This window comes from Neptuniibacter sp. QD48_11 (assembly GCF_047778095.1).
In the GTDB taxonomy this organism is placed as follows: domain Bacteria; phylum Pseudomonadota; class Gammaproteobacteria; order Pseudomonadales; family Balneatricaceae; genus Neptuniibacter.
Genome location: NZ_CP180551.1, coordinates 1,423,545 through 1,448,620, shown reverse-complemented (window position 1 = coordinate 1,448,620; position 25,076 = coordinate 1,423,545). Strand labels below are relative to the sequence as shown.

Annotated in this window: 23 protein-coding genes; 5 read left to right on the top strand and 18 right to left on the bottom strand. The window is 44.1% G+C overall.

Annotated features, from left to right (window positions below; translation table 11 throughout):
• The first annotated feature begins 35 nt into the window (after positions 1-35).
• Positions 36-716: an SDR family NAD(P)-dependent oxidoreductase gene (locus ACMXYU_RS06540; RefSeq protein ID WP_415900789.1), complete on the top strand. Its 681-nt coding sequence runs from the start codon at positions 36-38 to the stop codon at positions 714-716.
• Between the two features lie 64 nt (positions 717-780).
• Here ACMXYU_RS06540 and ACMXYU_RS06535 read toward each other — a convergent pair whose 3' ends face one another.
• From ACMXYU_RS06535 to leuC, 16 genes are all read right to left on the bottom strand, one after another.
• Positions 781-2,001 (bottom strand): O-succinylhomoserine sulfhydrylase, encoded by a 1,221-nt coding sequence (locus ACMXYU_RS06535; protein WP_415900788.1) that lies wholly within the window; start codon positions 1,999-2,001, stop codon positions 781-783.
• Positions 2,002-2,014: 13 nt separating this feature from the next.
• On the bottom strand, positions 2,015-3,535 hold the full coding sequence (gene purF / locus ACMXYU_RS06530) for an amidophosphoribosyltransferase (RefSeq protein WP_415891801.1): 1,521 nt from the start codon (positions 3,533-3,535) through the stop codon (positions 2,015-2,017).
• Between the two features lie 39 nt (positions 3,536-3,574).
• The gene (locus tag ACMXYU_RS06525) at positions 3,575-4,069 is read right to left on the bottom strand and encodes a CvpA family protein (protein WP_415881575.1); all 495 of its coding nucleotides are present in this window, start codon (positions 4,067-4,069) and stop codon (positions 3,575-3,577) included.
• 64 nt (positions 4,070-4,133) lie between these two features.
• Positions 4,134-4,697, bottom strand: coding sequence for an SPOR domain-containing protein (locus tag ACMXYU_RS06520; RefSeq protein WP_415900786.1), 564 nt, complete (start codon positions 4,695-4,697; stop codon positions 4,134-4,136).
• Between the two features lie 3 nt (positions 4,698-4,700).
• Entirely contained in the window at positions 4,701-5,966 is a 1,266-nt protein-coding gene (folC, locus tag ACMXYU_RS06515; RefSeq protein WP_415900785.1) for a bifunctional tetrahydrofolate synthase/dihydrofolate synthase, read from the bottom strand.
• 80 nt (positions 5,967-6,046) lie between these two features.
• Positions 6,047-6,973, bottom strand: coding sequence for an acetyl-CoA carboxylase, carboxyltransferase subunit beta (gene accD, locus ACMXYU_RS06510; RefSeq protein WP_415881578.1), 927 nt, complete (start codon positions 6,971-6,973; stop codon positions 6,047-6,049).
• Positions 6,974-6,988: 15 nt separating this feature from the next.
• Positions 6,989-7,792 carry a tryptophan synthase subunit alpha gene (trpA, locus tag ACMXYU_RS06505; protein WP_415900784.1) on the bottom strand — a complete coding sequence of 268 codons (804 nt, stop codon included), beginning with the start codon at positions 7,790-7,792 and terminating at the stop codon, positions 6,989-6,991.
• Positions 7,793-7,812: 20 nt separating this feature from the next.
• Positions 7,813-9,033: a tryptophan synthase subunit beta gene (trpB, locus tag ACMXYU_RS06500; RefSeq protein ID WP_415881580.1), complete on the bottom strand. Its 1,221-nt coding sequence runs from the start codon at positions 9,031-9,033 to the stop codon at positions 7,813-7,815.
• Positions 9,023-9,646 carry a phosphoribosylanthranilate isomerase gene (locus ACMXYU_RS06495; protein WP_415900782.1) on the bottom strand — a complete coding sequence of 208 codons (624 nt, stop codon included), beginning with the start codon at positions 9,644-9,646 and terminating at the stop codon, positions 9,023-9,025. The genes trpB and ACMXYU_RS06495 overlap by 11 nt, the downstream gene beginning before the upstream one ends.
• Before the next feature lie 68 nt (positions 9,647-9,714).
• Positions 9,715-10,569, bottom strand: a complete 855-nt coding sequence (gene truA / locus ACMXYU_RS06490) for a tRNA pseudouridine(38-40) synthase TruA (protein ID WP_415900780.1) — start codon at positions 10,567-10,569, stop codon at positions 9,715-9,717.
• A gap of 1 nt (position 10,570) precedes the next feature.
• Positions 10,571-13,777, bottom strand: coding sequence for a FimV/HubP family polar landmark protein (locus tag ACMXYU_RS06485; protein WP_415900779.1), 3,207 nt, complete (start codon positions 13,775-13,777; stop codon positions 10,571-10,573).
• Between the two features lie 142 nt (positions 13,778-13,919).
• Entirely contained in the window at positions 13,920-14,942 is a 1,023-nt protein-coding gene (locus tag ACMXYU_RS06480; protein WP_415900778.1) for an aspartate-semialdehyde dehydrogenase, read from the bottom strand.
• 73 nt (positions 14,943-15,015) lie between these two features.
• Positions 15,016-16,131, bottom strand: coding sequence for an aspartate-semialdehyde dehydrogenase (asd, locus tag ACMXYU_RS06475; RefSeq protein ID WP_415900777.1), 1,116 nt, complete (start codon positions 16,129-16,131; stop codon positions 15,016-15,018).
• Between the two features lie 167 nt (positions 16,132-16,298).
• A complete protein-coding gene (gene leuB, locus ACMXYU_RS06470; RefSeq protein ID WP_415900776.1) occupies positions 16,299-17,378 on the bottom strand; it encodes a 3-isopropylmalate dehydrogenase in 1,080 nt (359 codons plus the stop codon).
• A gap of 56 nt (positions 17,379-17,434) precedes the next feature.
• Positions 17,435-18,082, bottom strand: a complete 648-nt coding sequence (gene leuD / locus ACMXYU_RS06465) for a 3-isopropylmalate dehydratase small subunit (protein WP_415900775.1) — start codon at positions 18,080-18,082, stop codon at positions 17,435-17,437.
• 17 nt (positions 18,083-18,099) lie between these two features.
• The gene (gene leuC / locus ACMXYU_RS06460) at positions 18,100-19,518 is read right to left on the bottom strand and encodes a 3-isopropylmalate dehydratase large subunit (protein WP_415900774.1); all 1,419 of its coding nucleotides are present in this window, start codon (positions 19,516-19,518) and stop codon (positions 18,100-18,102) included.
• Positions 19,519-19,715: 197 nt separating this feature from the next.
• Here leuC and ACMXYU_RS06455 point away from each other — a divergent pair, with 197 nt between their 5' ends.
• The 4 genes from ACMXYU_RS06455 (at position 19,716) to speD (ending at position 23,666) form a co-directional block, all read left to right on the top strand.
• Positions 19,716-20,591, top strand: coding sequence for a LysR family transcriptional regulator (locus ACMXYU_RS06455; RefSeq protein WP_415900773.1), 876 nt, complete (start codon positions 19,716-19,718; stop codon positions 20,589-20,591).
• Between the two features lie 67 nt (positions 20,592-20,658).
• Positions 20,659-21,648, top strand: coding sequence for a poly(R)-hydroxyalkanoic acid synthase subunit PhaE (locus tag ACMXYU_RS06450; RefSeq protein ID WP_415900772.1), 990 nt, complete (start codon positions 20,659-20,661; stop codon positions 21,646-21,648).
• A complete protein-coding gene (gene phaC, locus ACMXYU_RS06445) occupies positions 21,645-22,712 on the top strand; it encodes a class III poly(R)-hydroxyalkanoic acid synthase subunit PhaC (RefSeq protein ID WP_415881591.1) in 1,068 nt (355 codons plus the stop codon). Before ACMXYU_RS06450 ends, phaC begins: the two co-directional genes overlap by 4 nt.
• Before the next feature lie 144 nt (positions 22,713-22,856).
• Complete coding sequence (gene speD, locus ACMXYU_RS06440) at positions 22,857-23,666, top strand: adenosylmethionine decarboxylase (protein ID WP_415901104.1); 810 nt, start codon at positions 22,857-22,859, stop codon at positions 23,664-23,666.
• A 43-nt stretch (positions 23,667-23,709) separates the two neighbouring features.
• On the opposite strand, the gene phaR is transcribed toward speD, so the two are convergent.
• Together phaR and ACMXYU_RS06430 are read right to left on the bottom strand one after the other, a co-directional pair.
• Entirely contained in the window at positions 23,710-24,189 is a 480-nt protein-coding gene (gene phaR, locus ACMXYU_RS06435) for a polyhydroxyalkanoate synthesis repressor PhaR (RefSeq protein WP_415900771.1), read from the bottom strand.
• 55 nt (positions 24,190-24,244) lie between these two features.
• Positions 24,245-24,502 (bottom strand): DUF6489 family protein, encoded by a 258-nt coding sequence (locus tag ACMXYU_RS06430; protein ID WP_415881594.1) that lies wholly within the window; start codon positions 24,500-24,502, stop codon positions 24,245-24,247.
• Positions 24,503-25,076: the final 574 nt, after the last annotated feature.

The window sequence follows — 25,076 nt, the reverse complement described above, 5'->3', positions numbered from 1 at the left end:
GAGATACCCTACAACAATATATGGATGGCAATTTGATGAAGACAATTTTGATTGTTGGTAGCAGCCGAGGTATTGGTGAAGAGCTAACGAAGCACTTTTCTGACGCTGGCCACAACGTTATAGGTGTATCTCGAAGCCCATCTAAAAACTGCGAATGGATTCGTGCAGACCTTTCTGTGGAAGAAGAAATAAAAACGATTGCAGCTCAGCTAGGGGAGCAACCTATAGACACCCTGATCTATTCCAGCGGAATTTGGGAGGATGAAGGCTTCACCGACGACTTTGACTTTAGAAAAACAAAATACGAAGAAACGCAGCAAATCATGCAAGTTAATCTTGTTGCACCCATCGAGCTCACCAAAGCTCTCGCTCCAAACCTAGCACGCGCAACTAACCCAAGAGCAATCTATCTAGGTGCCAACTCAGGTTTAGAAAATATAGGTTCAGAGCAAGTCGCTTATGCTGCAAGCAAGTTTGGCCTTCGCGGAGCAATACAAAGCCTTAGGAGTGCGCTAAAACAAGAAAGTATTGGCTTTACCGCGATAAACCCCGGCAATGTAGGCACTGAGGAGGTACTGATGGACATAAAAGAGTGCCGTATGCCTGATCATGCCCCTATCCCGATCTCAGATATCATCACCTCGATAGAAATGATAATGTCACTCTCTAAAGATGTGGAGATTGGTGATATTAATTTGAGTCAGAAAAGCACCTAGACACTTTATTTGAGACACTAAAAAGCGGCCCGAAAGCCGCTTTTTTAGATCTTAACTGTAGCGATTAAACCGCTGTCAGACCTCTAAGCATATCTGCTTTAAGATCTTCGATCGATTCGATACCTACAGAGAGACGAACCAAGTTGTCTTTAATGCCCGCTTCAGCACGTGCTTCTGGCGTCATACGACCGTGAGTCGTTGTCGCTGGGTGTGTGATTGTTGTTTTCACATCACCAAGGTTTCCTGTGATAGATACCATCTTAGTTGCATCAATAAAGCGCCACGCGGCATCTTTACCACCTTTCACTTCGAAGGAAAGCACACCACCAAAACCTTTTTGCTGCTTCTTAGCTAGCTCGTGCTGCGGATGGCTTGGAAGGCCTGAGTAGAAGACACGATCTATGCCATCTTGTTCTTCTAGCCATTTCGCCATCTCCATAGCGTTATTGCAGTGAGCATCCATACGCAACTTAAGGGTCTCTAAGCCTTTTAGGAAAACCCAAGCATTGAACGGGCTCAAGCAAGCGCCGCCAGTACGGATAAAACCAAACACCTCTTCCATGTGCTTATCGCTGCCGACAACCACACCACCGACACAACGACCTTGGCCATCAAGGTATTTAGTCGCCGAGTGAATAATGATGTCTGCACCTTGCTTCAATGGCTGCTGAAGCATCGGTGTGCAGAAGCAGTTATCAACGACCAACAATGCATCGTACTTATGCGCAATCTCGGCAACGGCTGCAACATCTGTTAGTTCAGACAACGGATTAGACGGTGTCTCTAAGAACAGCATCTTAGTCTCTTCTGTGATTGCTGATTCCCAGCTATCAAGATTAGTTGGGTCAACATAAGAAACTTTGATGCCTGTACGTGTCAGGTACTTATCAAACAGAGATACAGTAGAACCGAATACACTGCGCGAACAAACAACATGATCGCCATTTTGCATTAACGATAGGCAGGTACTAAGAATTGCCGCCATGCCAGAAGCTGTTGCGACTGCTCTTTCTCCGCCTTCTAGTGCTGCGATACGCTCTTCAAAAAACTGTACAGTTGGGTTAGTGAAGCGAGAGTAGATGTTACCCTCCTCTTCACCACCAAAACGTGCAGCCGCTTCACGCGCACTTGAGAAGACATAGCTTGATGTCGGGTAGATTGGGTCACTATGCTCCCCTTCAAGGGAGCGGTGCTGACCTGAACGCAAAGCAAGTGTTTCCAGATCGTAACCTTCTGAAGGCTCGAACTGGATACGCTCAGCGCGTTCGTAATCAGAAATAGACATCGACTATTGCTCCTTAATCGATCTTGCTACAAAGGTTAGAGGATTCATTACTCTCAACCTTTTTGTTATTACTGCCTTTAGCGTCGTCATTACGGGCAGCTTTTAAGCGCTCAAGATATTGCTCATCAATATCACCCGCTACGTATTTACCATCAAATACACAGGTATCGAACGCTGTAATTTCTGGGTTACCTTCAGATACAGATGCTTTAAGATCATCTAGCTCTTGGTAGATCATCCAGTCACAACCGATCTCTTCACCCACTTCATCATCTGTGCGGCCATGAGCGATTAGCTCTTCCGCTGCTGGCATATCAATACCGTAAACGTTCGGGTATTTAACCGCTGGCGCAGCAGATGCAAAGTAAACTTTCTTAGCACCAGCATCACGTGCCATCTGAACAATCTGGCTAGAGGTAGTACCACGCACGATAGAGTCATCAACCAACATGACAACTTTATCTTTAAATTCCATACCAATTGGGTTCAGCTTACGGCGAACAGACTTCTTACGCTGTGTCTGACCCGGCATGATGAAAGTACGACCGATGTAACGGTTTTTGATAAAACCTTCACGGAACGTAACACCCAAATCTTTAGCCATCTCCATAGCAGAGGTACGGCTTGTATCTGGGATTGGGATAATCACATCAATATCGTGGTCTGGGCGCTCACGCAAAACCTTCTCCGCAAGCTTTTTACCCATACGCATACGAGAAATATGTACGTTTACATCATCGATGATCGAATCTGGGCGCGCTAGGTATACGTATTCGAATAGGCACGGCGCAAGCTGCGTGTTATCCGCACAAAGCTTAGTAGAAACGTTACCTTCCATATCGATATAGATCGCTTCGCCCGGCTCGATATCACGAACACGCTCGAAACCAGAGATATCTAGAGCAACACTTTCAGAAGCTACCATGTACTCAGTACCTTCTTCAGTTTCGCGCTTACCGTAAGTCAGCGGGCGAATGCCGTGAGGATCACGGAACGCCAACATGCCGTAACCCGTAATCATTGCTACAGCGGCATAACCACCTTTACAACGCTCGTGAACACGGCGAACCGCTTCAAACATATCTTCAGCTTGCGGCTGCAGTTTACCCTGACGTTGCAGTTCGTGAGCAAATACGTTCAACAACACTTCTGAATCAGATGTTGTGTTGATATGACGCAGATCAGCACGGAACATTTGTTCAGCTACATCTTCTGCATTTGTCAGGTTGCCGTTATGAGCTAACGCGATACCGTATGGAGAGTTCACATAGAACGGCTGCGCTTCAGCCGAGCTAGAACTACCGGCCGTAGGGTAACGAACGTGACCGATGCCCACGTTACCTACCAGACGTTTCATATGGCGGGTACGAAATACTTCGTTTACCAGGCCATTATCCTTGCGTAAGAAGAAACGGTTACCTTCACAAGTAACCATGCCCGCTGCATCCTGTCCACGATGTTGCAGAACAGTCAGAGCATCAAAAATAGTCTGGTTTACATTAGATTTGGCTACGATGCCAACAATGCCGCACATTAAAACTCACCTCAAAGTGCAAACTAACAAAAGAAAAATTTAGCGTCCCGCATTCCAGATCAAGCGACCCACTTCGCTCGCTGTCTCTTTGGTCCATGCTTCCATAAGTAAAAAGTGTGGAATCAATTGTGATTCCTTGAACCAGCGATCTTCAACCGCTGGGCTCATTCCAATCAGCGCGACTATAGCCACGATAATTAAACCACCTCGTGCTGCACCAAATCCGATTCCAAGAATACGGTCCGTTGCAGACAACCCCGTTGCTTCTACGAGCGCACCGATCAGTTTATTGATCATGACTCCAACAACAAGAGTGGCTATAAAGAGGATAGCAAACGCTGCGACTAAACGTACTGACGGCGTTTGAATATAAGCTTCTAACAGAACTGACAGTGACTGCGAAAATAGGCGCGCAACGATAAAAGCCGTTACCCAAGTGATCAGGGAAAGTGCTTCTCGAACAAAGCCTCGCCTTAAGCTCATAAGGCTTGATATCGCAATGATGCTTAGTATGGTCCAGTCAGCCCAGTTCATCTTTACAGCTCAGTAAGAAATTGCGCGCATTTTAACAGAGTTTATGGGATCGCTTCACGCTTTATTATTGCGTAGTAAAACGAACAATAATGCCATTCAATCCAAAATCTTTTTTAAGTGATAACTTAAGCGACTCTAATCGGCTCTTTTGGAACTCTGGCCCTACATAAACCTTAATCAATTCACCCTGTTTACGCGTAAAAACTTTATGCCCTTCACCGATGAGTTGCTTACGCAAGCTCTTAGCATTAGCTTCATCTTTAAAACTAGCAAGCTGCAGCGTCCAAGCCACTGGAACACCTTCTTGGTCAAGTACAGGCTGATCTTTATGAATTTCTAGCTCAACCTTTTGCTCTTGTTCAATCTTCTCGATTACCTGCTTCACCTGTTTTGGTGGTTTAGGCAACTCAACTGGTGGCTTTGGTTCAGCGGGCTTAGAAGTATCTGGCAACGGTTTATTTTGTGGTTCTATACGAACAATTTCAGGACGTTCGGGACCTGGAGGAATTTCGGACTGAAGGTGTCGCTCTTTATAACCCGCACCGTCAAAAAAAACAGGAAAGATCACCGCAGCAGAGAGAAGAATCACTGCAAACCCTACTAAGCGGTATTTTACTTTCTGCTGCATTAGCTATTTCCTTGCCAAAATCGTCAACGCATCACTGACGGTAAAGAATGATCCAGCAATAATAACATTGTCATTTGGGTTAGTGTCTATTCGAACCGCTTCAATTGCCGCTTTAACTGATGGAAATTCCTGAACCGAGGCCTCATTAGGAAATAGCTCAGCTAACTCAGCGGCCTTTTGCCCTCGCGGAACATTGATGTCAGAAAGATAGGTAGCTTTTACCACAGGTGACAAAGTATCTATAACTTGCTGACAATCTTTATCCGCTAACATCCCCAAAACAAGATACACATCGCCTGACAACCCTTGGATACGATCACTCAACAGTTCTGCAGCTTCAGGATTATGGGCAACATCTAGCCAATAATGCAGATTGTCTTGTTCTACATGTTGCATACGACCTGTTAGCGCTGCTTGCTGAATACCTGTTTTAATCTGCTCATCCGAAATCGCTAACGGAATATGCTGAACAATTTTAATTGCGGTAGCTGCATTTTGAATTGGCAACTCTGGCTGTTTGAGGTCAGTAATCGATTTAGACTGACCTTGAGCATCCGTTCCTTGCCAGCACCAAAGTTCGCCGTTTTCTTCATAGGTAAAATCAACGCCTGATTGATGTAGATCGGCACCGATCTCATCAGCATAAATAGCAACAGACTTTGGAGGATTGAGATCACCGCAGATGGCAGGCTTAGCAGCACGAAAAACACCCGATTTCTCTCGACCAATTACTTCGCGGTTATCACCTAACCAATCGACATGATCAATCGAAACGGTAGTGACCGCACTAATGTCTGCATCAATAATGTTTACTGCATCTAAACGGCCACCCAAGCCTACTTCCAGCAGAACCAGATCCGGTTTCGTTTCAGAAAAAATAACTAAGGCAGCTAGAGTACCAAACTCGAAATAAGTCAGCGGTATCTGACCGCGTGCTTGGTCAATTTTTTCGAAAGCATCGCACAATTGTTGGTCAGTCGAATTTTGGCCGTTTAACTTAACTCGCTCGTTATAGTCGATAAAATGAGGAGATGTGTAGCAGCCAACACTGTATCCAGACTGTTGGTAGATACTGTTCAAGTAACTAATCGTTGAACCTTTTCCGTTTGTACCTGCGACAGTGACAACGGTTGATGCAGACAGATCAATCTTTAGCTTTTCAGCAACTTGGCTAACACGTCCTAAGCCTAGCTCGATTTCAGACGGATGGCATTGTTCCATCCAAGACAACCATTCAGAAAGATTCATTTTTTGATTAGCGGTATTCATAAGACCAACAACTTTTAACAATCACCAGAAACCAAAAAGGCCGGCGTTTTCACGTCGGCCATTTTTACTACCTTGAGCTATTACTCTGCTTCAGGTTTTGCAGGCTCTTCCTCAACAACAACCTCACCCTCAACTGTTTCTACAGGAGGTAGCGGGCTTTGATTGGTTAGCTTACGCAAAATACGAGACAAACGAGAGCGCATTTCACCACGGTTAATAATCATATCAACCTGGCCGTGCTCTAGAAGGAACTCACTGCGCTGGAAACCTTCAGGCAATTTTTCACGAACTGTTTGTTCGATTACACGAGGTCCCGCAAAGCCCATAAGCGCTTTAGGTTCAGCGACGTTCAAGTCACCCAACATAGCTAGAGATGCAGATACACCACCATATACAGGGTCTGTCAGAACAGAGATATATGGCGTACCTTGTAGACGAAGTTTTTCTAGGATCGCACTTGTTTTCGCCATCTGGAATAGAGAGAACAACGCTTCCTGCATACGTGCACCACCGGATGCAGAGAAACAGATCAGTGGGATATTCTCTTCTAGAGCGATGTTTGCAGCGCGAACAAAACGCTCACCTACAACAGCACCCATAGAACCACCCATGAAGCTGAATTCAAATGCAACGGCTACAACAGGCAAACCTTCTAGCTCGCCGCGCATAGCGATCAATGCATCTTTTTCGCCGGTACTTTTCTGGGCGGCACTTAAACGGTCTTTATATTTCTTAGAGTCTTTAAACTTCAGACGATCAATAGGCTCTACATCTGTAGCGAGCTCTTGACGGTTATCTTCATCTAAGAACAATTCAAGACGACGACGCGCGTTAAGGCGCATATGGTGGTCGCACTTAGGACAAACATTCAGGTTCTTTTCCAACTCAGGGCGGTAAAGAACGGATTCACACTTAGGGCACTTTTTCCACAAGCCCTCAGGAATATTCGAGCGCTTTTTCTCTGAACGAACAAGAGAAGGAACAATTTTTTCCAGCCAGTTACTCATTATTTTAAAACCTTATTAGCTGTCCATTGCTTGACGCATATCTTTGATAATTGCAGCTACTTCAGGAGCAATTTTGCCCTGATCTTTTACTAGAGATGCAATCTTATTAACTAAAACACTGCCGACAATAACACCATCCGCAACTTTTGACACGGCAGTAGCTGATTCAGCATCTTTGATGCCGAAACCTACACCTAAAGGAATGTCAGTGTATTTACGAACGACGTCTAGTCTGTCAGCTACAGCCTGAACATCAAGTGAAGCGGAGCCTGTAACCCCTTTCACTGAAACGTAGTACAGGTAACCACTACCGTTCTCACAAACGTATTTAATACGCTCTTCTTCAGTAGTCGGTGCCAACAGGTAAATAGTATCAATATCATGCTCACACATGATCTGGTTGAACTCACCTGATTCTTCAGGCGGAAGATCAACGGTTAATACACCATCAACACCGGCTTTCTTCGCTTCTTCAGCAAAGCGCTGGTAACCCAAAATTTCGATCGGGTTAAGATAACCCATTAAAACGATTGGCGTTTCATTATCTTTCTGACGGAACTCAGCTACCATTTCTAGTACATCAAGCAAACGTACGTTGTGCGTCAACGCACGCTCACAAGCAAGCTGAATAACGGGACCGTCTGCCATTGGATCTGAAAATGGGATACCCAATTCGATAACATCAGCACCCGCTTCAACCATAGCGTGTAGTAGACCTACTGTAACTTCCGGTGCAGGATCGCCTGCTGTTACATAAGGGATTAGGGCTTTGCGGCCTTCAGATTTAAGCTTTGCAAAGCTTGCAGCAATACGACTCATTCTACTTTTCCTCGCACAAATCAGATATTGATGCCATCGATCTGTGCGACCGTATGAATATCTTTATCACCACGACCAGACAAGTTAACAACGATTGTCTGATCCTTATCCATCTCTTTAGCCAGCTTCATTGCATAAGCAACTGCATGGCTTGATTCAATTGCCGGCATGATACCTTCGACGCGAGTTAGTGCGCGGAAAGCATCCATAGCTTCATCATCTGTCGCATCAACATAAGTCGCACGACCAGTATCTTTTAGATAAGCATGCTCTGGACCAACGCCTGGGTAATCAAGACCAGCGGATACAGAGTGAGTACCAATGATCTGACCACCTTCGTCAGACATCAAATATGTACGGTTACCATGAAGTACACCAGGACTACCTGCAGATAGTGGCGCAGCATGCTGGCCCGTTTCTACACCGTAACCACCCGCTTCAACACCATACATTTTCACAGACTCATCTTCGATAAATGGGTGAAATAGACCAATAGCGTTTGAACCGCCACCAACACAAGCAACCAATGCATCAGGTAGACGACCCGTTTGATCTAAGCACTGTTGACGCGCTTCACGACCGATTACACACTGGAAGTCACGAACCAACTTAGGGTAAGGGTGTGGACCTGCAGCAGTACCAATGATGTAGAAGGTATTATCAACGTTGGTTACCCAATCGCGCATCGCTTCATTCATGGCATCTTTAAGCGTACGAGTACCCGATTCAACTGCAATAACTTCTGCACCAAGAAGCTTCATGCGATAAACGTTAAGTGCCTGACGCTGAACATCTTCAGCCCCCATATATACCTGACACTCAAGTCCCAAACGCGCAGCTACGGTTGCTGAAGCAACGCCATGCTGACCAGCACCTGTCTCAGCGATAACACGCGGTTTGCCAGTGTATTTAGCCAGAAGCGCCTGACCAATTGTATTATTAACCTTGTGAGCCCCCGTATGGTTGAGGTCTTCACGTTTCAGGTAAATTTGAGCTCCACCTACTTTTTCGGATAGGTGCTTCGCATGATACAAAGGCGAAGGACGTCCAACATAATGTGCCAGATCACGATCAAACTCTTCCTGGAACGCTGGATCTCGCCACAACTTCTCATAAGTTTCTTCTAGCTGCTTAAGCGCAGCCATTAGAGTTTCAGATACGAAACGACCACCGTAAGGGCCAAAGTGACCTTTACTATCGGGCAACTGAGCAAGTGCTTTAAGATCGATATTAGTTGGCACGGGTTACCTCATTTATAAATCTATTAATTTTGTCGGTATCTTTGATACCTTTACTCTTCTCTACCCCACCACTCACGTCTATTGCATATGGTTTAACAGTTTTAACAGCCTCGGCTACGTTGTCACAGTTAAGACCACCAGCAAGAATAATTGTCGCTGGGTGAGGTGTTGGAATACGATCCCAGTCGAAGGCTTCACCAGTTCCACCTGGAACACCCGGACGATAAGCGTCCAGAAGAATAGCCTGCGCTGAAGTGAATTGTTCTACGGCGTCTGTTAAATCCAGTTCTGGCTTCATCCGAATAGCTTTTATGTACGGACGGCTAAAACTACTACAGAACGCTTCAGTTTCATCACCATGAAATTGAAGTAAATCTATACGAGTTTGTTCGATAACTCGATCAATGAATTCCCGCTCCGCATTAACAAAGAGCGCAGTAGTTGTGACGAACGCTGGAAGCTTTGCAATGATTTCTGCCGCTTGTTCAATCTCTACAGCACGGGGACTCGGCGCATAAAAAACAAAGCCAAGAGAATCGGCTCCAGCAGTAATTGCTGCTAAAGCATCCTCTATATTCGTAATACCACAAATTTTAACGCGCGTTCGGTTCACAGATACAGTTCACTTAGAAAATATCAGGTTGCAAATAGTAGCAGATAGAAGGCCACTAAGTCAGTCAACTATGACAGGAAAAAAGGCCCTATTTGCGATTTAGGCAGATCAAATTCATCAGGATACTTAGCATCGACGAAATAAAGACCATAAGGAGGCGCTGTTACACCACCCTGACGGCGATCCTTAGCATCCAAAACCTCTTTTGCCCATATAGGATCAGCCTCACCACAACCAACGCTCATCAATACACCGGCGAAGTTTCGAATCATATGATGCAAAAATGCATTAGCGCGAACATCCAAAACTATCAGTTGGCCGCTTTGGTAAACATCTAACTGTTTAACCGTACGAACGGGGCTATGCGCCTGACAGCCTACGGCGCGATAAGAGGTAAAGTCATGCTCGCCAATAAGATAGTTTGCGGCTTCCTGCATCCGTTCCACATCCATCTGCTTGTAAGTCCAGGTAATACCTTTTGGTAAAATGGCAGGTTTAACTGGGTTGCAATAGATAAGGTATCGATATCGACGTTCGACAGCAGAAAAACGCGCATGAAATTCATCCGAGACAGGCACAGCCCATTGGATAGCAATATCATCGGGAAGATTGGTATTGGTACCTAAAACCCAAGCTCGGTCCTCTCTTTGTACCGGACTATCAAAATGAATTATTTGATAGGTTGCATTTACCCGCGCATCAGTTCTACCGGCACAAATAACCGATACAGGCGCATTTGCAATTTTAGAAAGTGCTTTTTCCACTTCCTCTTGAATGCTTGGCACATCACCCTCTTTCTGAATCTGCCAACCACGATACGCGGCACCAGAATATTCGACACAAAGGGCATAACGATAAGAAGGGGCGATAGAAATCGCCCCTTCTGGTGAACTATTAAGTTCAGTACAACTTTTTTCTGACATACTACTTTTCGTTAATGGATTGAATCAACGCTTCAGCTTCTTTTTTCTGGTCATCAGTGCCTTCGGCAACAATCTCTTCCAGAATATCTTTAGCGCCTTCGAGGTCTTCCATATCCATATAGGCACGAGCTAGATCAAGCTTAGTCTCTACTTCATCTGCTCCCTCTAACAGGTTTAACCCTGCCAGCTCGTCAAAATCTTCATCCACTGAGGCATCCTCTTCTACAGCACTTTCTTCCAGTACTATATCACCCTCTTCACTATTGAGTAGCGCATCCAACTCAGAATCTAAATCCGCTTCTAAATCATCAGAGATGGATGATTCCAAATCATCATCTTCCAGAACAACTTCATCATCAGAAGATACTGCTGCTGCGGCCGCAGCTCCGCCAACAGCGGCACCCGCTGCTACATCAGTAAGATCAAGATCAGAGCCTAAGTCATCCAGCATTGCATCTAGATCATCAGATGCAGCATCTGATTCACTGACCTCAAGCTCTGACTCCTCAACTTCTTCCATCTCAAGATCAGCAGCCATTGCCTGATCAATATCGTCATCAACCTGAGCAAGTAACTCATCAAAGCTTTCATCAGACTCAAGTGACTCTCCATCCAACTCGTCTTGGGTCTCAAGTTGACCCGGAAGACCGATATCACTAGGATCTGGATTCGCCGCGAGCATTGCTTCCAACGCATCATCAGTTACATCGCTTTCTGTAGCTACATCAGTAGAATCACCGGCAGACTCTTCTAGATCGCCCATATCCAGATCTTCAGCTAACAGCGCCTCCAGATCATCTGTAGCGTCAGTCTGAGTATCTTCTACAATTTCTTCAGCAGTAGGCTCTTCCTCTACCTCAGCTAGTAGATCATCAAGTTCATCAACTTCAGTTTCAGTCTCTGTTTGCTCAGCCGCATCGGTAAGCTCTTGAATATCTTCATCAGACACTGAATCAAGCAGATCATCCAAGCCTGATTCATCAAGCTCTTCAGGAACCGTATCTACTTCCATATCTACAGCTAGATCAGCTTCTAAGTCTGGGCCTTCCGCTTCATGATCAGCAACTTCTTCAGCAGTTACAAGGTCTGGCACTTCATCAACAACAAAGTCTAGATCACCATCCGATACAGCTTCCTCTGAGTCTTCAGCAGTTTCCTCAACCACCTCATCTGCAGCATCATCCAGATCGAATTCTAGGTCCGCATCATCAAGGCCTAAATCAATTTCGCCATCTTCTGTAGAATCAGTTTCTAGCGCCGCATCAAGATCTGCGTCATCGACTTCAGGTTCAATTTCGTCAATTTCACCCAAGATATCATCTAGAGCATCAGGCTCATCAGCATCCGCAACTTCAAGCTCATCGTCAGCATCATCTAGATCTGAAGGCTCTTCCAAAATTGCATCAAGCTCATCTGCTTCTGGCTCTTCTACTGCCGACTCAACCTCTTCGACATCATCGTCATCAAGACCCAAATCAAACTCATCGTCCTCTAACAACGCATCTAGATCGTCAGGCTCGTCCACTTCCACTGTCTGAAGAGCATCCCCAGCTCCATCTTCCTCAAGATCCAAATCCATATCGAGATCTAAATCATCAATATCATCCAAATCTTCTAGGTCATCAGCATCTGTAAGATCCAAATCAGCTTCATCTAAAAGATCATCTTCTGATCCTAAATCTAGATCTTCAACCTCATCAATTGCTTTGGTATCACTAGCTTCCTCTTCAGTTTCCGGCTGCTCTTCCGGTGCTTCTACCGTTTCCACTTCTTCAGAAGCATCTAACTCTTCCGGCACTTGAACTAGGGCATTTTCATCCTCTGTAGTTTCTTCATCCTTTTTACCGCGACGAAGGAAGAAGAATAAAGCACCTAGCAATGCAATTAATGCAGCACCAATACCCCCAAAAGTCGCAGGAGACTGTAGAACTTTATCAATGAGGCTTTTTTCTGGAGGTACAGGAGGTGGAGCGGCGGCAACTTCTGCCGCTTCAACTTTATTTTGTAAATTAGCTAATTGCTGGTCTTTTAGCTCAAGCATTTCCCGTAATTTAGATAATTCATACTGAATTGAATCTAACTTTTCATTAAGCTCAGCATTATCGCGAGTAATTTTATCTACATTCTCTAAAGACTGACTTAATCTATCCTCAAGCTCTTGGTTACGGTCTAACAAGGCTTGCTTTTCTGTATCCACGCTACCTTCAGGCTTTTCATCAGACTTTGTCTGCGTATCTTTTTCTTCGCCTTCTGCTTTTTCGCCTTCAGACTGGTCAGTTATTACACCTTCTTCAGGTTCGATTGAATCTTTTGGTGTAACAATTTTAAGTTCTGCTGATTTCTCATCTGTAGGATCAGGCTTTGGAACCTCATCGACAGAACTTGTCACGGGCTTCTTTTGAGAAACCTCCATAGGCGCAGTCGTTTTACTTTTATTTTTCCACTCAGACGTTTGACGTGCGAACTCACGGGTTGCTTCTTTAGAATTCAGCTGATTGATTTCTTCCATAGTTGGAAGATCCAATACTACTCCCGCTCTAAGTACATTAATGTTGCCATTAACAAATGCTTGGGGGTTCTTCTTCTGTAAAGCGATCATCATCTTCTTTACAGGAATACTTGAACTAGGACGATGCTTTATTGCTATTGCCCATAAAGTATCTTTCACATCAACATAAACTTGTGAAGCGCCAGTTTTCATTGTTCTAGGACTGTTTAAAGTTGAAGTCCTAGATTTTGAATTCACTAATGGAGCAGCAGAAGCTGGTGCATTGGCCGGCTGTACAGTTTTACGGACAGGAGTAGGATCATAGACCGGAGGATCTAGTAGCAGAGTATATTCACGGACTAAACGACCACTAGGCCAGTTAACTTCTACTAAGAAATTAAGGAAAGGCTCTTTGACAGGCCTATCCGAGCGCATTGTTATTACACCGGAACCATCAGGATTAACTTTTACCTGAAAGCTCACATCAGTCAAAAAGCGTGACTTTTCTAAACCAGCCAAAGCGAATTCGTCAATATTCGCCATTCTTGGCTGAATCTGCAAGGGGCCTAACTTTCTCACCTCTAGCAACTGAATTTCCGCATTTAACGGTTCATTCAATGCTGAGTGAATTTTAATTTCGCCCAAACCCAGCGCATTAGCGTTGGAGGCACTTATGATCCCTGCTACTGCAAGGCTGACGGCGAGTTTTCGCAACATCATCAGTTTCCTTGTTTCCCTACCCTCAAAACTCCGAGCAATTCAGAGGGTTGCGATTCTAAATCCTTCCACAGTATTGTTTATAAACCACTTACGGGTCAAGGAAATACAAACAACTGTTTGTATTTCCTCTTAAAATAACGATTTAAATATACTGTTGAATTAAAACCTCAGCTATTTGAATGCTATTTAGAGCAGCACCTTTACGCACATTATCGGCAACCACCCATAAATTTATAGCATTTTCACAAGATATATCTTCGCGAATGCGACTAATGAACACTTCATCGTTTTTAGCCGCATCAGTAACAGCAGTGGCATAACCACCCTCTTCCTGATTATCGACTACTTCCACACCAGAAGAATGCCCCAACAACTCTCGCACTTCTTCAGCACTAATTGGATCCCAGCACTCGATATGTACTGCAGCGCTATGACCAAAGAAAACGGGGACGCGTACGCAAGTTGGGTTGACCATGACACCTTCATCACCAAGGATTTTCTGCGTCTCCCAAACCATTTTCATCTCTTCGCGGGTATAGCCGTTATCTTGCAAAGCATCGATCTGCGGCAGCACGTTAAACGCAATCTGCTTAGGATAAACTTTATTCTCTGGTGTTTGCGCATTCAATAGCTTAGCAGTCTGACCTGCCAACTCTTCTACACCACTCTTACCGCTACCAGATACCGCCTGATAAGTTGCAACATTGATACGCTTAACGGAAGCATGACGATGAATTGGAGCAACCGCTAAAAGCATCTGAATTGTAGAACAGTTAGGATTGGCAATAATCCCTCTATTCGGATATTCAGCAACTGCTTCAGGATTTACCTCTGGTACTACTAGCGGGACATCATCGTCGTAACGGAAACACGATGTGTTATCGATAACGATACAACCCTGATCCGCAGCCATCTGCGCATACTCTTCTGAAACTGCTGCCCCAGCAGTGAAAAAGGCAATTTGAGCCTGAGAAAAATCAAAATTTTCTATCGCTTCGACTTTATAGTTTTTCTCATTGAACTGAATCTGCTTACCGGCACTGTCCTCACTTGCCACCAAATACAGATTCTCAACAGGAAATTCACGCTGTTCTAGAATTTCCAGAATTGCCTCACCTACCATGCCTGTTGCGCCAACAACAGCGACATTAAAACCTTGACTCACTTTCGTTTCTCCAAAAGCAAACCAGCCCGAACTAAGTCGGGCTGATTAATATTCTTAATTAAAGACTGATTTATTAGTCTTCTAACAGAATTCTCAGCATTCGGCGTAGCGGTTCAGCCGCACCCCATAATAACTGGTCACCGACGCTAAACGCGTTTAGGTATTCATCACCTAGATTCATCTTACGAAGACGACCTACAGGAACACTCAATGTGCCTGTAATTTTAGCTGGTGTAAGTTCCTGCGCAGTAATGTCACGCTCGTTAGGAATAACCTTAACCCAGTCATTTGCTTCTGCCAGCATTGACTCGATTTCATCCATAGGAACATTTTGCTTCAGCTTAATCGTGAATGCTTGGCTATGGCAACGCATTGCACCGATACGCACACAAGTACCATCAATCGGAATTGGACTATCACCCAAACCTAGAATTTTGTTAGTTTCAGCAAACGCCTTCCACTCTTCACGGCTCTGACCATTATCCAGCTTAGTATCGATCCAAGGGATCAAAGAACCCGCTAGCGGCACACCAAAGTTATCGACAGGCATCGCATCGCCACGAATAGTTTCTGCAACTTGACGATCAATATCCAAGATAGCAGACGCTGGGTTAGCAAGATCTGTAGCAACAGACTCTTTGATGATACCCATCTGAGAGATCAGCTCACGCATGTGACGCGCACCGCCACCTGATGCAGCCTGGTATGTCATAGAGGTCATCCACTCGATCTGACCCGCATTAAATAGACCACCCAAGCCCATCAACATCAGTGAAACTGTGCAGTTACCACCTACGAAAGTTTTGATGCCGTTAGAAAGACCGTCTTTGATCACATTCATGTTTACCGGATCAAGCACGATGATCGCACTGTCATCCATACGTAGAGAAGATGCAGCATCGATCCAGTAACCTTCCCAACCAGCAGCACGAAGGTCAGCGTAAACCTGTTTCGTGTAGTCACCGCCCTGACAGGAAATAATGGCATCCATCTGTTTTAGATCTTCAATAGATGTCGCATCTTTCAGCGCTGGAATATCTTTACCAATATCTGGACCAGCCTGACCTACCTGGGATGTGGTGAAGAAGACCGGTTCTTCGATATGATCGAAATCACGTTCTTCCATCATGCGTTGCATAAGCACGGAACCCACCATTCCACGCCAGCCAACAAAACCTACACGTTTCATTAAATTCACCAAATAATCAAATATAAACAACAAAGCCGGTACCGCCATCGATACCAGCTTTCGTATACTCCGAACGCATCAGAGTTGCTCAATTATGCATTATTTCTGCATTTGAGACTATCGCAATCTACCGAGACATCAGTAGATTACGACTATTTTTCTATTATTTATTGCAGAGCAGCAACCACTGCATCGCCCATCTCAGAAGTAGACACTTTAGTCATACCGTCTGACATGATGTCAGCTGTACGTAGATTCTGATCTAGAACCTTACTTACTGCCGCTTCGATACGATCTGCAGCTTCACCCGCATCTAGAGAGTAACGAAGCATCATTGCAGCAGACAAAATAGTCGCCAATGGGTTTGCAAGGCCTTGGCCTGCAATATCAGGTGCTGAACCGTGGCACGGTTCATACATACCTTTACCATTTTCATCTAGAGATGCAGATGGCAACATGCCAATGGAACCCGTCAACATTGCAGCAGCATCAGACAAGATATCGCCAAACATGTTCCCTGTTACTACAACATCAAACTGTTTAGGCGCACGCACCAACTGCATCGCAGCGTTATCTACGTACATGTGGCTTAGTTCAACTTCCGGATATTCTTTTGCAAGATCATCCATAATTTCACGCCATAGCACAGTTACTTCTAGCACGTTAGCTTTGTCTACAGAACATAGACGCTTGTCACGAGCCATTGCCGCTTCAAATGCAACACGACCAATACGACGGATCTCATTCTCATCGTAAACGTAAGTGTTATAGCCTTCGCGAACACCACCCTCTTTCTCACGGATACCACGTGGTTGACCGAAGTAGATACCACCCGTCAATTCACGAACGATCAAAATATCCAAACCAGATACAACCTCTGGCTTTAAGGTAGATGCGTGAGCAAGCTGCGGATAAAGAATTGCAGGACGCAAGTTACCAAACAGCTCTAGCTGAGAACGGATACCCAACAGACCTTTTTCTGGACGAATCTGGAAATCAGGATTCGTATCCCACTTAGGACCACCTACAGCACCCAGAAGGATCGCATCAGATGCTTTCGCAGCTTCAAGAGTTGCTTCTGGCAGAGGTACGCCAGCAGCATCAATTGCAGCACCACCAACGTCAGCTTCGCTGAACTCAAGACCTAGATTGTCTTGCTCGTTAACTAGCTCCAAAACGCGGCGCGCTTCTGTAACAATCTCAGGACCGATGCCGTCACCCGGCAAAATCAAAACATTTTTAGACATTCTTATAACCTTCCCGATTGCCTCATACAGAGGCTTTATCTAATTCTTAAATTCGATTACTTGATTGCATCAAACAACCAAGGAGCAGACTGACGGCGTTTATCTTCATAAGCCTTAATATCATCCGCATGCTGCAATGTAAGACCAATATCGTCTAAACCATTTAGCAAGCAGTGCTTACGGAAATCATCAATCTCAAAAACCATCTCTTCACCAGAAGGCGTCTTAACAATCTGATTCTCTAGATCAACGGTTAGCTCATAACCTTCAGTTGCGGCTACCTCTTTAAATAACTGATCAACCTGTTCTTCACTCAAAATGATTGGCAACAAACCATTCTTGAAGCAGTTGTTATAGAAAATCTCAGCAAAGCTTGGCGCGATAACAGAGCGAATACCAAAATCATCTAAAGCCCAAGGCGCGTGCTCACGACTAGAACCGCAACCGAAGTTTTCACGTGCCAACAGAACGCTTGTGCCTTTATAACGCGGCAAGTTCAAAACGAACTCCTCGTTTAATGGACGCCCCGTACACTCTTGGTCTGGCTGACCTTCATCTAGATAGCGCAGTTCATCAAACAAGTTCTTACCGAAACCAGAACGTTTGATGGATTTCAAAAACTGCTTTGGAATAATCATGTCGGTATCAACATTGGCACGATCCAATGGAGCTGCGATACCTGTGTGCAAAGTAAATTTGTTCATGTCGCTCTCCTGATACCTTACTTAATCAACTCACGTACATCGATAAAGTGACCCGTTACTGCAGCAGCTGCAGCCATAGCAGGACTTACCAGATGAGTACGACCACCGAAGCCCTGACGACCTTCGAAGTTACGGTTAGAAGTAGATGCACAGTGTTCACCATTACCCAATTTATCTGGATTCATGGCCAAACACATAGAACAACCAGGCTCACGCCATTCTAAACCTGCAGCAGTAAAGATCTTATCCAAGCCTTCTTTCTCAGCTTGCTCTTTTACCAAACCAGATCCCGGTACCACCAACGCTTGAATGATGTTGTCAGCCACTTTACGACCTTCAACTACTTTCGCAGCGTCACGTAGATCTTCAATACGGGAGTTTGTGCAAGAACCGATAAATACACGATCAAGTTTGATATCAGTAATATTCTGATCAGCATTCAAACCCATGTATTCAAGTGCACGATTGATGCCATCAATCTTAACCTGATCCGTTTCGTTAGCTGGGTTAGGTACTTGAGCAGATACACCAACAACCATCTCTGGAGATGTACCCCAAGTCACCTGAGGTTCAATATCAGCGCCGTTAATAACAACCACTTCGTCGAACTCAGCATCATCGTCAGACACTAGATCTTTCCATGCTGCAACTGCCATATCCCAATGCTCACCTTTAGGCGCAAATGGACGGCCTTCAACGTAATCCAGCGTAATCCGATCAACAGAAACCAAACCAACACGAGCGCCTGCTTCAATTGCCATGTTACAAACGGTCATACGACCTTCCATAGACATGTTACGGAAAACATCGCCTCCAAACTCAATCGCATAACCCGTTCCGCCTGCAGTACCGATCACACCAATCACATGCAACACAACATCTTTCGGCGTTACACCAAGGCCTAGTTCGCCATCAACGCGCACCAGCATGTTTTTCATTTTCTTAGTGATCAGGCACTGAGTTGCCAACACATGCTCAACTTCAGATGTACCAACACCATGTGCAAGCGCACCTAGAGCACCCAGCGTTGCTGTATGAGAATCACCACAAACAGCTGTCACACCAGGAAGAATTGCACCCTGTTCTGGCGCCATTACGTGAACAATACCTTGACGCTGATCGTTCATTTTAAATTCTAAAATACCAAACTCATCACAGTTGCTATCCAGCGTTTTCACCTGAATTTTAGAAACAGGGTCAACAATCTGATCAACACCACCAGAACGCTCAGTTGTAGGTACGTTGTGATCTGGAGTCGCGATGTTTGCATCGATACGCCAAGGCTGACGACCAGCCATACGAAGACCTTCAAAAGCCTGCGGAGAAGTTACTTCGTGCAGAACCTGACGGTCGATATAAATCAAAGAACTGCCGTCATCATTTGTGCGAACCAAGTGCGATTCGAACAACTTGTCATATAACGTTTTACCAGCCATGGAAGCTCACCTCACTTTATTCTTTTCATTCGCTCAACACTTCCAAAACTGCTGAGCCAACTAATTTATGCAGCAATCCTAGTGCACACTTAGCTACAACACAAATTCATATTTTTTATGCTTTAGATTCCAAATAGGAATACAATAACAATTCGGAAGGTTACTGTATTAAAGAAAGAGTTACAGGAAAGAAATTTATGGATACCAATACACTGCAAGCATTCTTGGCTGTAGCTGCTACAGGTTCATTTTCCAAGGCTGCAGACCAACTCTTTCTTACCCAATCAGCTATCAGCAAGCGCGTGGCATTATTAGAGGACCAGTTGAACAGTAAACTGTTTGATCGGATTGGCCGCACCGTGACAATGACGGAAGCAGGCACCGCCCTATTACCTAGAGCTAAAGATATTCTGCTGCAATTGGATGATGCAAAAAGGCTCATTAGCAATCTGAATGCAGGCGAAATCACAGGTAATTTCAAACTGGCAGCAAGCCACCATATTAGCTTGCACAGACTACCGCCTTTATTAAAGCAGTATGCTGAAGCCTGCCCAAAGGTAGAACTCGATCTTGAATTTGCCGAATCAGAGATCGCCTATGAGGGCGTCCTTAAAGGCGACCTAGAACTCGCATTAATCACTTTGTCTCCTGAGCCCGATGCTTCTATTCATTCGGAGATTATCTGGGATGATGTACTTAGATATGTCGTAGCGAAAGATCACCCATTAGCAGATTGCAATACGATCAGTCTTGAGCAGCTCAATCAGGTCAACGCAATTTTGCCCGGCAGCAATACATTTACTCGAAGCCTAGTAGAAAAACTATTCCAGCAGCACTCACTCGAACTGAATGTAAGCATGTCGACAAACTACCTCGATACAATTCGAATGATGGTCAGCATTGGCCTCGGCTGGAGCCTCTTGCCCGATAGTTTAGTAAATGATGATTTATGTGTCCTTGATGTAACAGATTCAGAACCCGTTCATCGAAATCTTGGGATTATCTACCACCGCAATCGCACCTTATCGAACGCCGCAAACTATTTAGTAGAAATGCTTAGGAATGAGCGATAAGCGGATGTAAGCAAAAGCCAGTTGTAATAAGATAGTTTTCATCGAGTAAAAATCGGAGAGTTGGCTGATGGAAAATAACGGCTTATCAATCGAAGCCTTGTTAGATGCCCAGAAAGAGTATTGGAAAAAAATCACTTCCGGTGCAGAAATGCCTCAACCACAGGAATGGGCGGAGCTTTTTAGCAAAAGCCAAGAAACGCTCAAACAAGAAGCGCCTGAGCAATTTGCTCAAATGCTCGACATCCTCGGCGCTCAATCTAAGAATTTTACTCAATACGGCGAAGAGCTATTAAACCAGTACCGCAACGGTGGAGAACAACACCTCAATCAAGCAGTACATGAGTTTCAGAAGTACATGCAAAAGCAGACTGCCGATGCACTGATGCAACAATGGCAGCTGCCAGAACAGTTCGCTTCTTTATTTAAGACCCACAGCTTTCGCGACGACCTTCTCTTCGAAAACCCATTTTCCAGTGGTATGAAGAGCCTTTTAGAAACTCCTATCATTGGTACAAACCGCGAAACTCAGCAACAAATACGAGAAGCGACAAAGCTAACCATTGAATATCAAGAAGCACTGCAAGAGTATATTGAGCATTACAGTTCTATCAATCAGAACGCATCAACACAGATGCTTAATAAGCTGACGGATGCGGGTGATGAGGTATCAACACTGCAACAACTTCATGATATCTGGGTAGATGCCTATGAATCAGCGTACTCAGACACAGTTTTCACCGACGATTACCAACGCTCTCATGGCCGCATTAGTAATGCATTAATGCAGATGCGGAAGTTTGCTCAAGATGTTCGAGATGTGCATTTTCAATCGGTGGGTTTAGCGACTAGAAAAGGCCTAGACACAGCCTTACAGAGACAGCATCAGCTACGCAAAGAAATGCGTGTTAATCGCCGAGAAATGCTTGCAATGCAGCAAGAGATAACGGCATTAAAAGAACAAGCAACTGCCGACCTGATCTCCGAACTGAAGAAAGAGATCTCAGCTCTTAAGAAAGAAGTCACCGCTTTGAAAAAACAAGCTAAGGGGACTAAATGATGAACGGCTTTAATCTTGACCCTAGTGTTGTCTCTCAGGAACTTTTTGAATTTAATCGCAAGCTTCTCAAAAGCTACAATACGCTTTCGCAGCTAAAAGAAGTTGATGTCGACTCCACGCCTTATGACGTAATTTATACAGAAGATAAACTTCGTTTACGCTACTACCAAAGCCAGGGTGAGAAGCGTTGCTCTACCCCACTATTGATCTGTTATGCACTGGTTAATCGCCCTTACATGATTGACCTAGAAGCCAAACGCTCAATGCTTCAGCGTCTATTAGAGCTGGGGTTAGATGTTTACCTAATCGATTGGGGCTATCCAGATGCTGCTGATCGGTATCTTGATCTTGATGATTACATCAATGAGTACCTCAATAACTGTGTAGCAGCTACATGCGAACACGCAGGCTCCGATCAAACTAACCTTCTAGGCATATGCCAAGGCGGCACATTTAGCCTGTGCTATACAGCTTTAAATCCAGAGAAGATCAAAAACTTGATCACTATGGTGACACCGGTCGATTTTCAGACCGAAGATAACCTTCTCTATCATTTAGCAAAATATGTTGACGCTGATCTAGCCGTTGAAACCTATGGCAATATTCCAGGCAGCATGCTGAATGATTCCTATAATTCGTTAATGCCGATGCGTTTAGGCGTACAGAAAAACTTGGGTATGCCTAACCAGTTAGAAAATCGTGAAAGCGCCCTAAGCTTTTTACGAATGGAAAAGTGGATTTACGATAGCCCTGATCAAGCAGGCGAGGCCTTCCGCCAATTTATTACTCAGTTTTTTCAGCAAAACAAGTTGATAAAAGGTGAAGCGATGATCGGCGATAAACAAGTCAACCTAGGCAACATCAAGCAACCAGTCCTCAATGTATTTGGCAGCTTCGATCATTTAGTACCACCTAAAGCCTCTACAGCATTAGCCGAGCATGTAAAAACCAATGATTACACAGAGCTGGAAGTAAAAGGTGGGCACATCGGTGTTTTCGTTTCTGGGAAATCACAAACCCAAGTAGCACCTGCTATCGTAGATTGGCTATCAGAACGGGACTAATCCCCCGTTCTCTCCTATTCCCCACTTTTTTGCCTGTATTAGTAATTTTCACCTCATTAAGCGTGATTTTTTTCTTTCTCAGAAAGAAATTGTCGACTAAAATCCGCGTCAAAATATAGTAGTCCTCACTTGGAGCTAACCACCTTGGCGACTAATGACAAAATTAAGCTACAGGGCTTTAACAATCTAACTAAAAGTTTGAGTTTCTGTATCTATGACGTCTGCTATGCGCAAACACCCGAGCAAAAAGCGGAATACATCGAGTACATCGATGAACAATATAGTGCCGATCGTTTAACAGAAATTTTAAGCGAATGTTGTGACATTATTGGTGCAAATATTTTAAATGTTGCACGACAAGATTATGACCCGCAAGGGGCTAGCGTTACGATTCTAGTTGCTGAGGAACCAATTAAAGATTCGGAAGCTGTAGATACTACAGAAAAGCCAGGCCCTATGCCGGATTCTGTTGTAGCTCACTTAGATAAGAGCCATATCTGTGTACACACCTATCCAGAAGCTCACCCCGATGATGGTATTTGCACCTTCCGTGCAGATATCGAAGTGTCGACGTGTGGCATCATCTCGCCACTAAAAGCGCTGAACTACCTTATTCACCGTCTGGAATCAGATATCGTGACGGTTGATTATCGTGTTCGCGGATTTACTCGCGATATTCATGGCATCAAGCACTATATCGACCATGATATTAACTCTATTCAGAATTTCTTCACAACCGATATTCATGATCAATATCAGATGCTTGATGTGAATGTTTATCAGGAAAATATCTTCCACACAAAAATGATGCTGAAAGATGTAGATTTGAATACTTATCTATTTGGAACCACAAAAGAGGAACTTCCAGAATCAGAAGTTCAACAGATAACCGAGCGTTTATCTAAAGAGATGAATGAAATTTTTTATGGCCGCAATATGCCAGATATGAAGTAATATTCATTCAAAATAAAAAAGGCCGCTTAGCGGCCTTTTTTTATTACTTATCTTTCTGTGCTTCAGATGTCGGTGATTGCTGCGTTTGATGCTCAGGCCCTTCACCTGGCTTGAACATTCCCCACATTTGCATATTTTGATCCGCGATGCGGTTCATCATAGTTAGTGGATTCGCTGCACCCATCATCGTTTGCATTTGATCTCGAATTCGATCTTGATGCTCAAGGAAGGAAGCAATACTTTGCTCTAGGTACTGACTCATCATGCCCTGCATACTGTCACCATAGAAACGGATCAATTGTTGCAATACTTGATTGGTCAATAAAGTGCCATGCCCTTGTGCTTCTTGCTCACTAATGATCTGCAACAAAATATTTCTTGTTAGATCATTCCCAGTTTTCGAATCTTCAACTTTAAAGGCTTCACCATTGAGTACCAATTGCTTAACATCATCTAACGTGACGTAACAGCTTCGCGAGGTATCGTACAAACGGCGATTTGTATATTTTCTTAGAATACGCAATGTACTTTTCTCTCTCGTATCATTCCCTTGGTTTTAACTGATCACTTCACCTTGATCAGTCTTTTTTATTATCAGAGCTGCCATAGCCCGAGGTCATAAGACCCATCATTATTTTTTGCAGTGCTTCCATAGAACCGAGGCCACTGTTTAGGTAAGGTTTGAACAACGTCAATGGATCATACCCTTCCGCACCAGCATCCATCTGTTCAGTGATCTTATCCATCATATCTTGCTGAAATTTCTGCACATCTGGCAAACCCAGAACTTTACGCAGTTCTTCCGGCGACATATCAATATCGATTTTGAACTTCACACCCCGACTCCTTAAGCAAGCAGAATAATACCCTAATCCTATAGTAAAAATTCGGCGGTGCAAAATTTTCAAATCAATACTTTTGCTGCGCTTTTCCACGAAAATAGTTTTTAGATGCCAGAAGTTAGCCTCTTAAGCTCTCTTAACAAACCAGAAGTACATCATAATTATGTAAGACAAAGACACAACGAAACACTGACAAACCACTTAAACTTCATTAGTACAGTTTAGCCCCCCCCATAGATAGCGGTCTTGAAAGGTTTTCTAAACTTGGACATAGACTTACTGATAGAAATAACCAAGAACGGTTAAAGGCTAAGACAGATTTTTTATTCAAAATGATTAGCTGAAGACTGTTTATATTAAGTTTTTTAGCAAAGAGAAACGTAAGCCTAAAGAATAATAAGAAGTCAGTAACATAGACCTTTTATCAAATTAGGAATTTTTCCTAATTTTTACCTGCTGTTATCTTAGTATTATTGTGCGCATAAACAAGGCCAATAATATACGCATTGCTTATGCCTAATCATGGATGTATTCAGGCTTAAAATTGACTCTTATTACAAGGATAGTA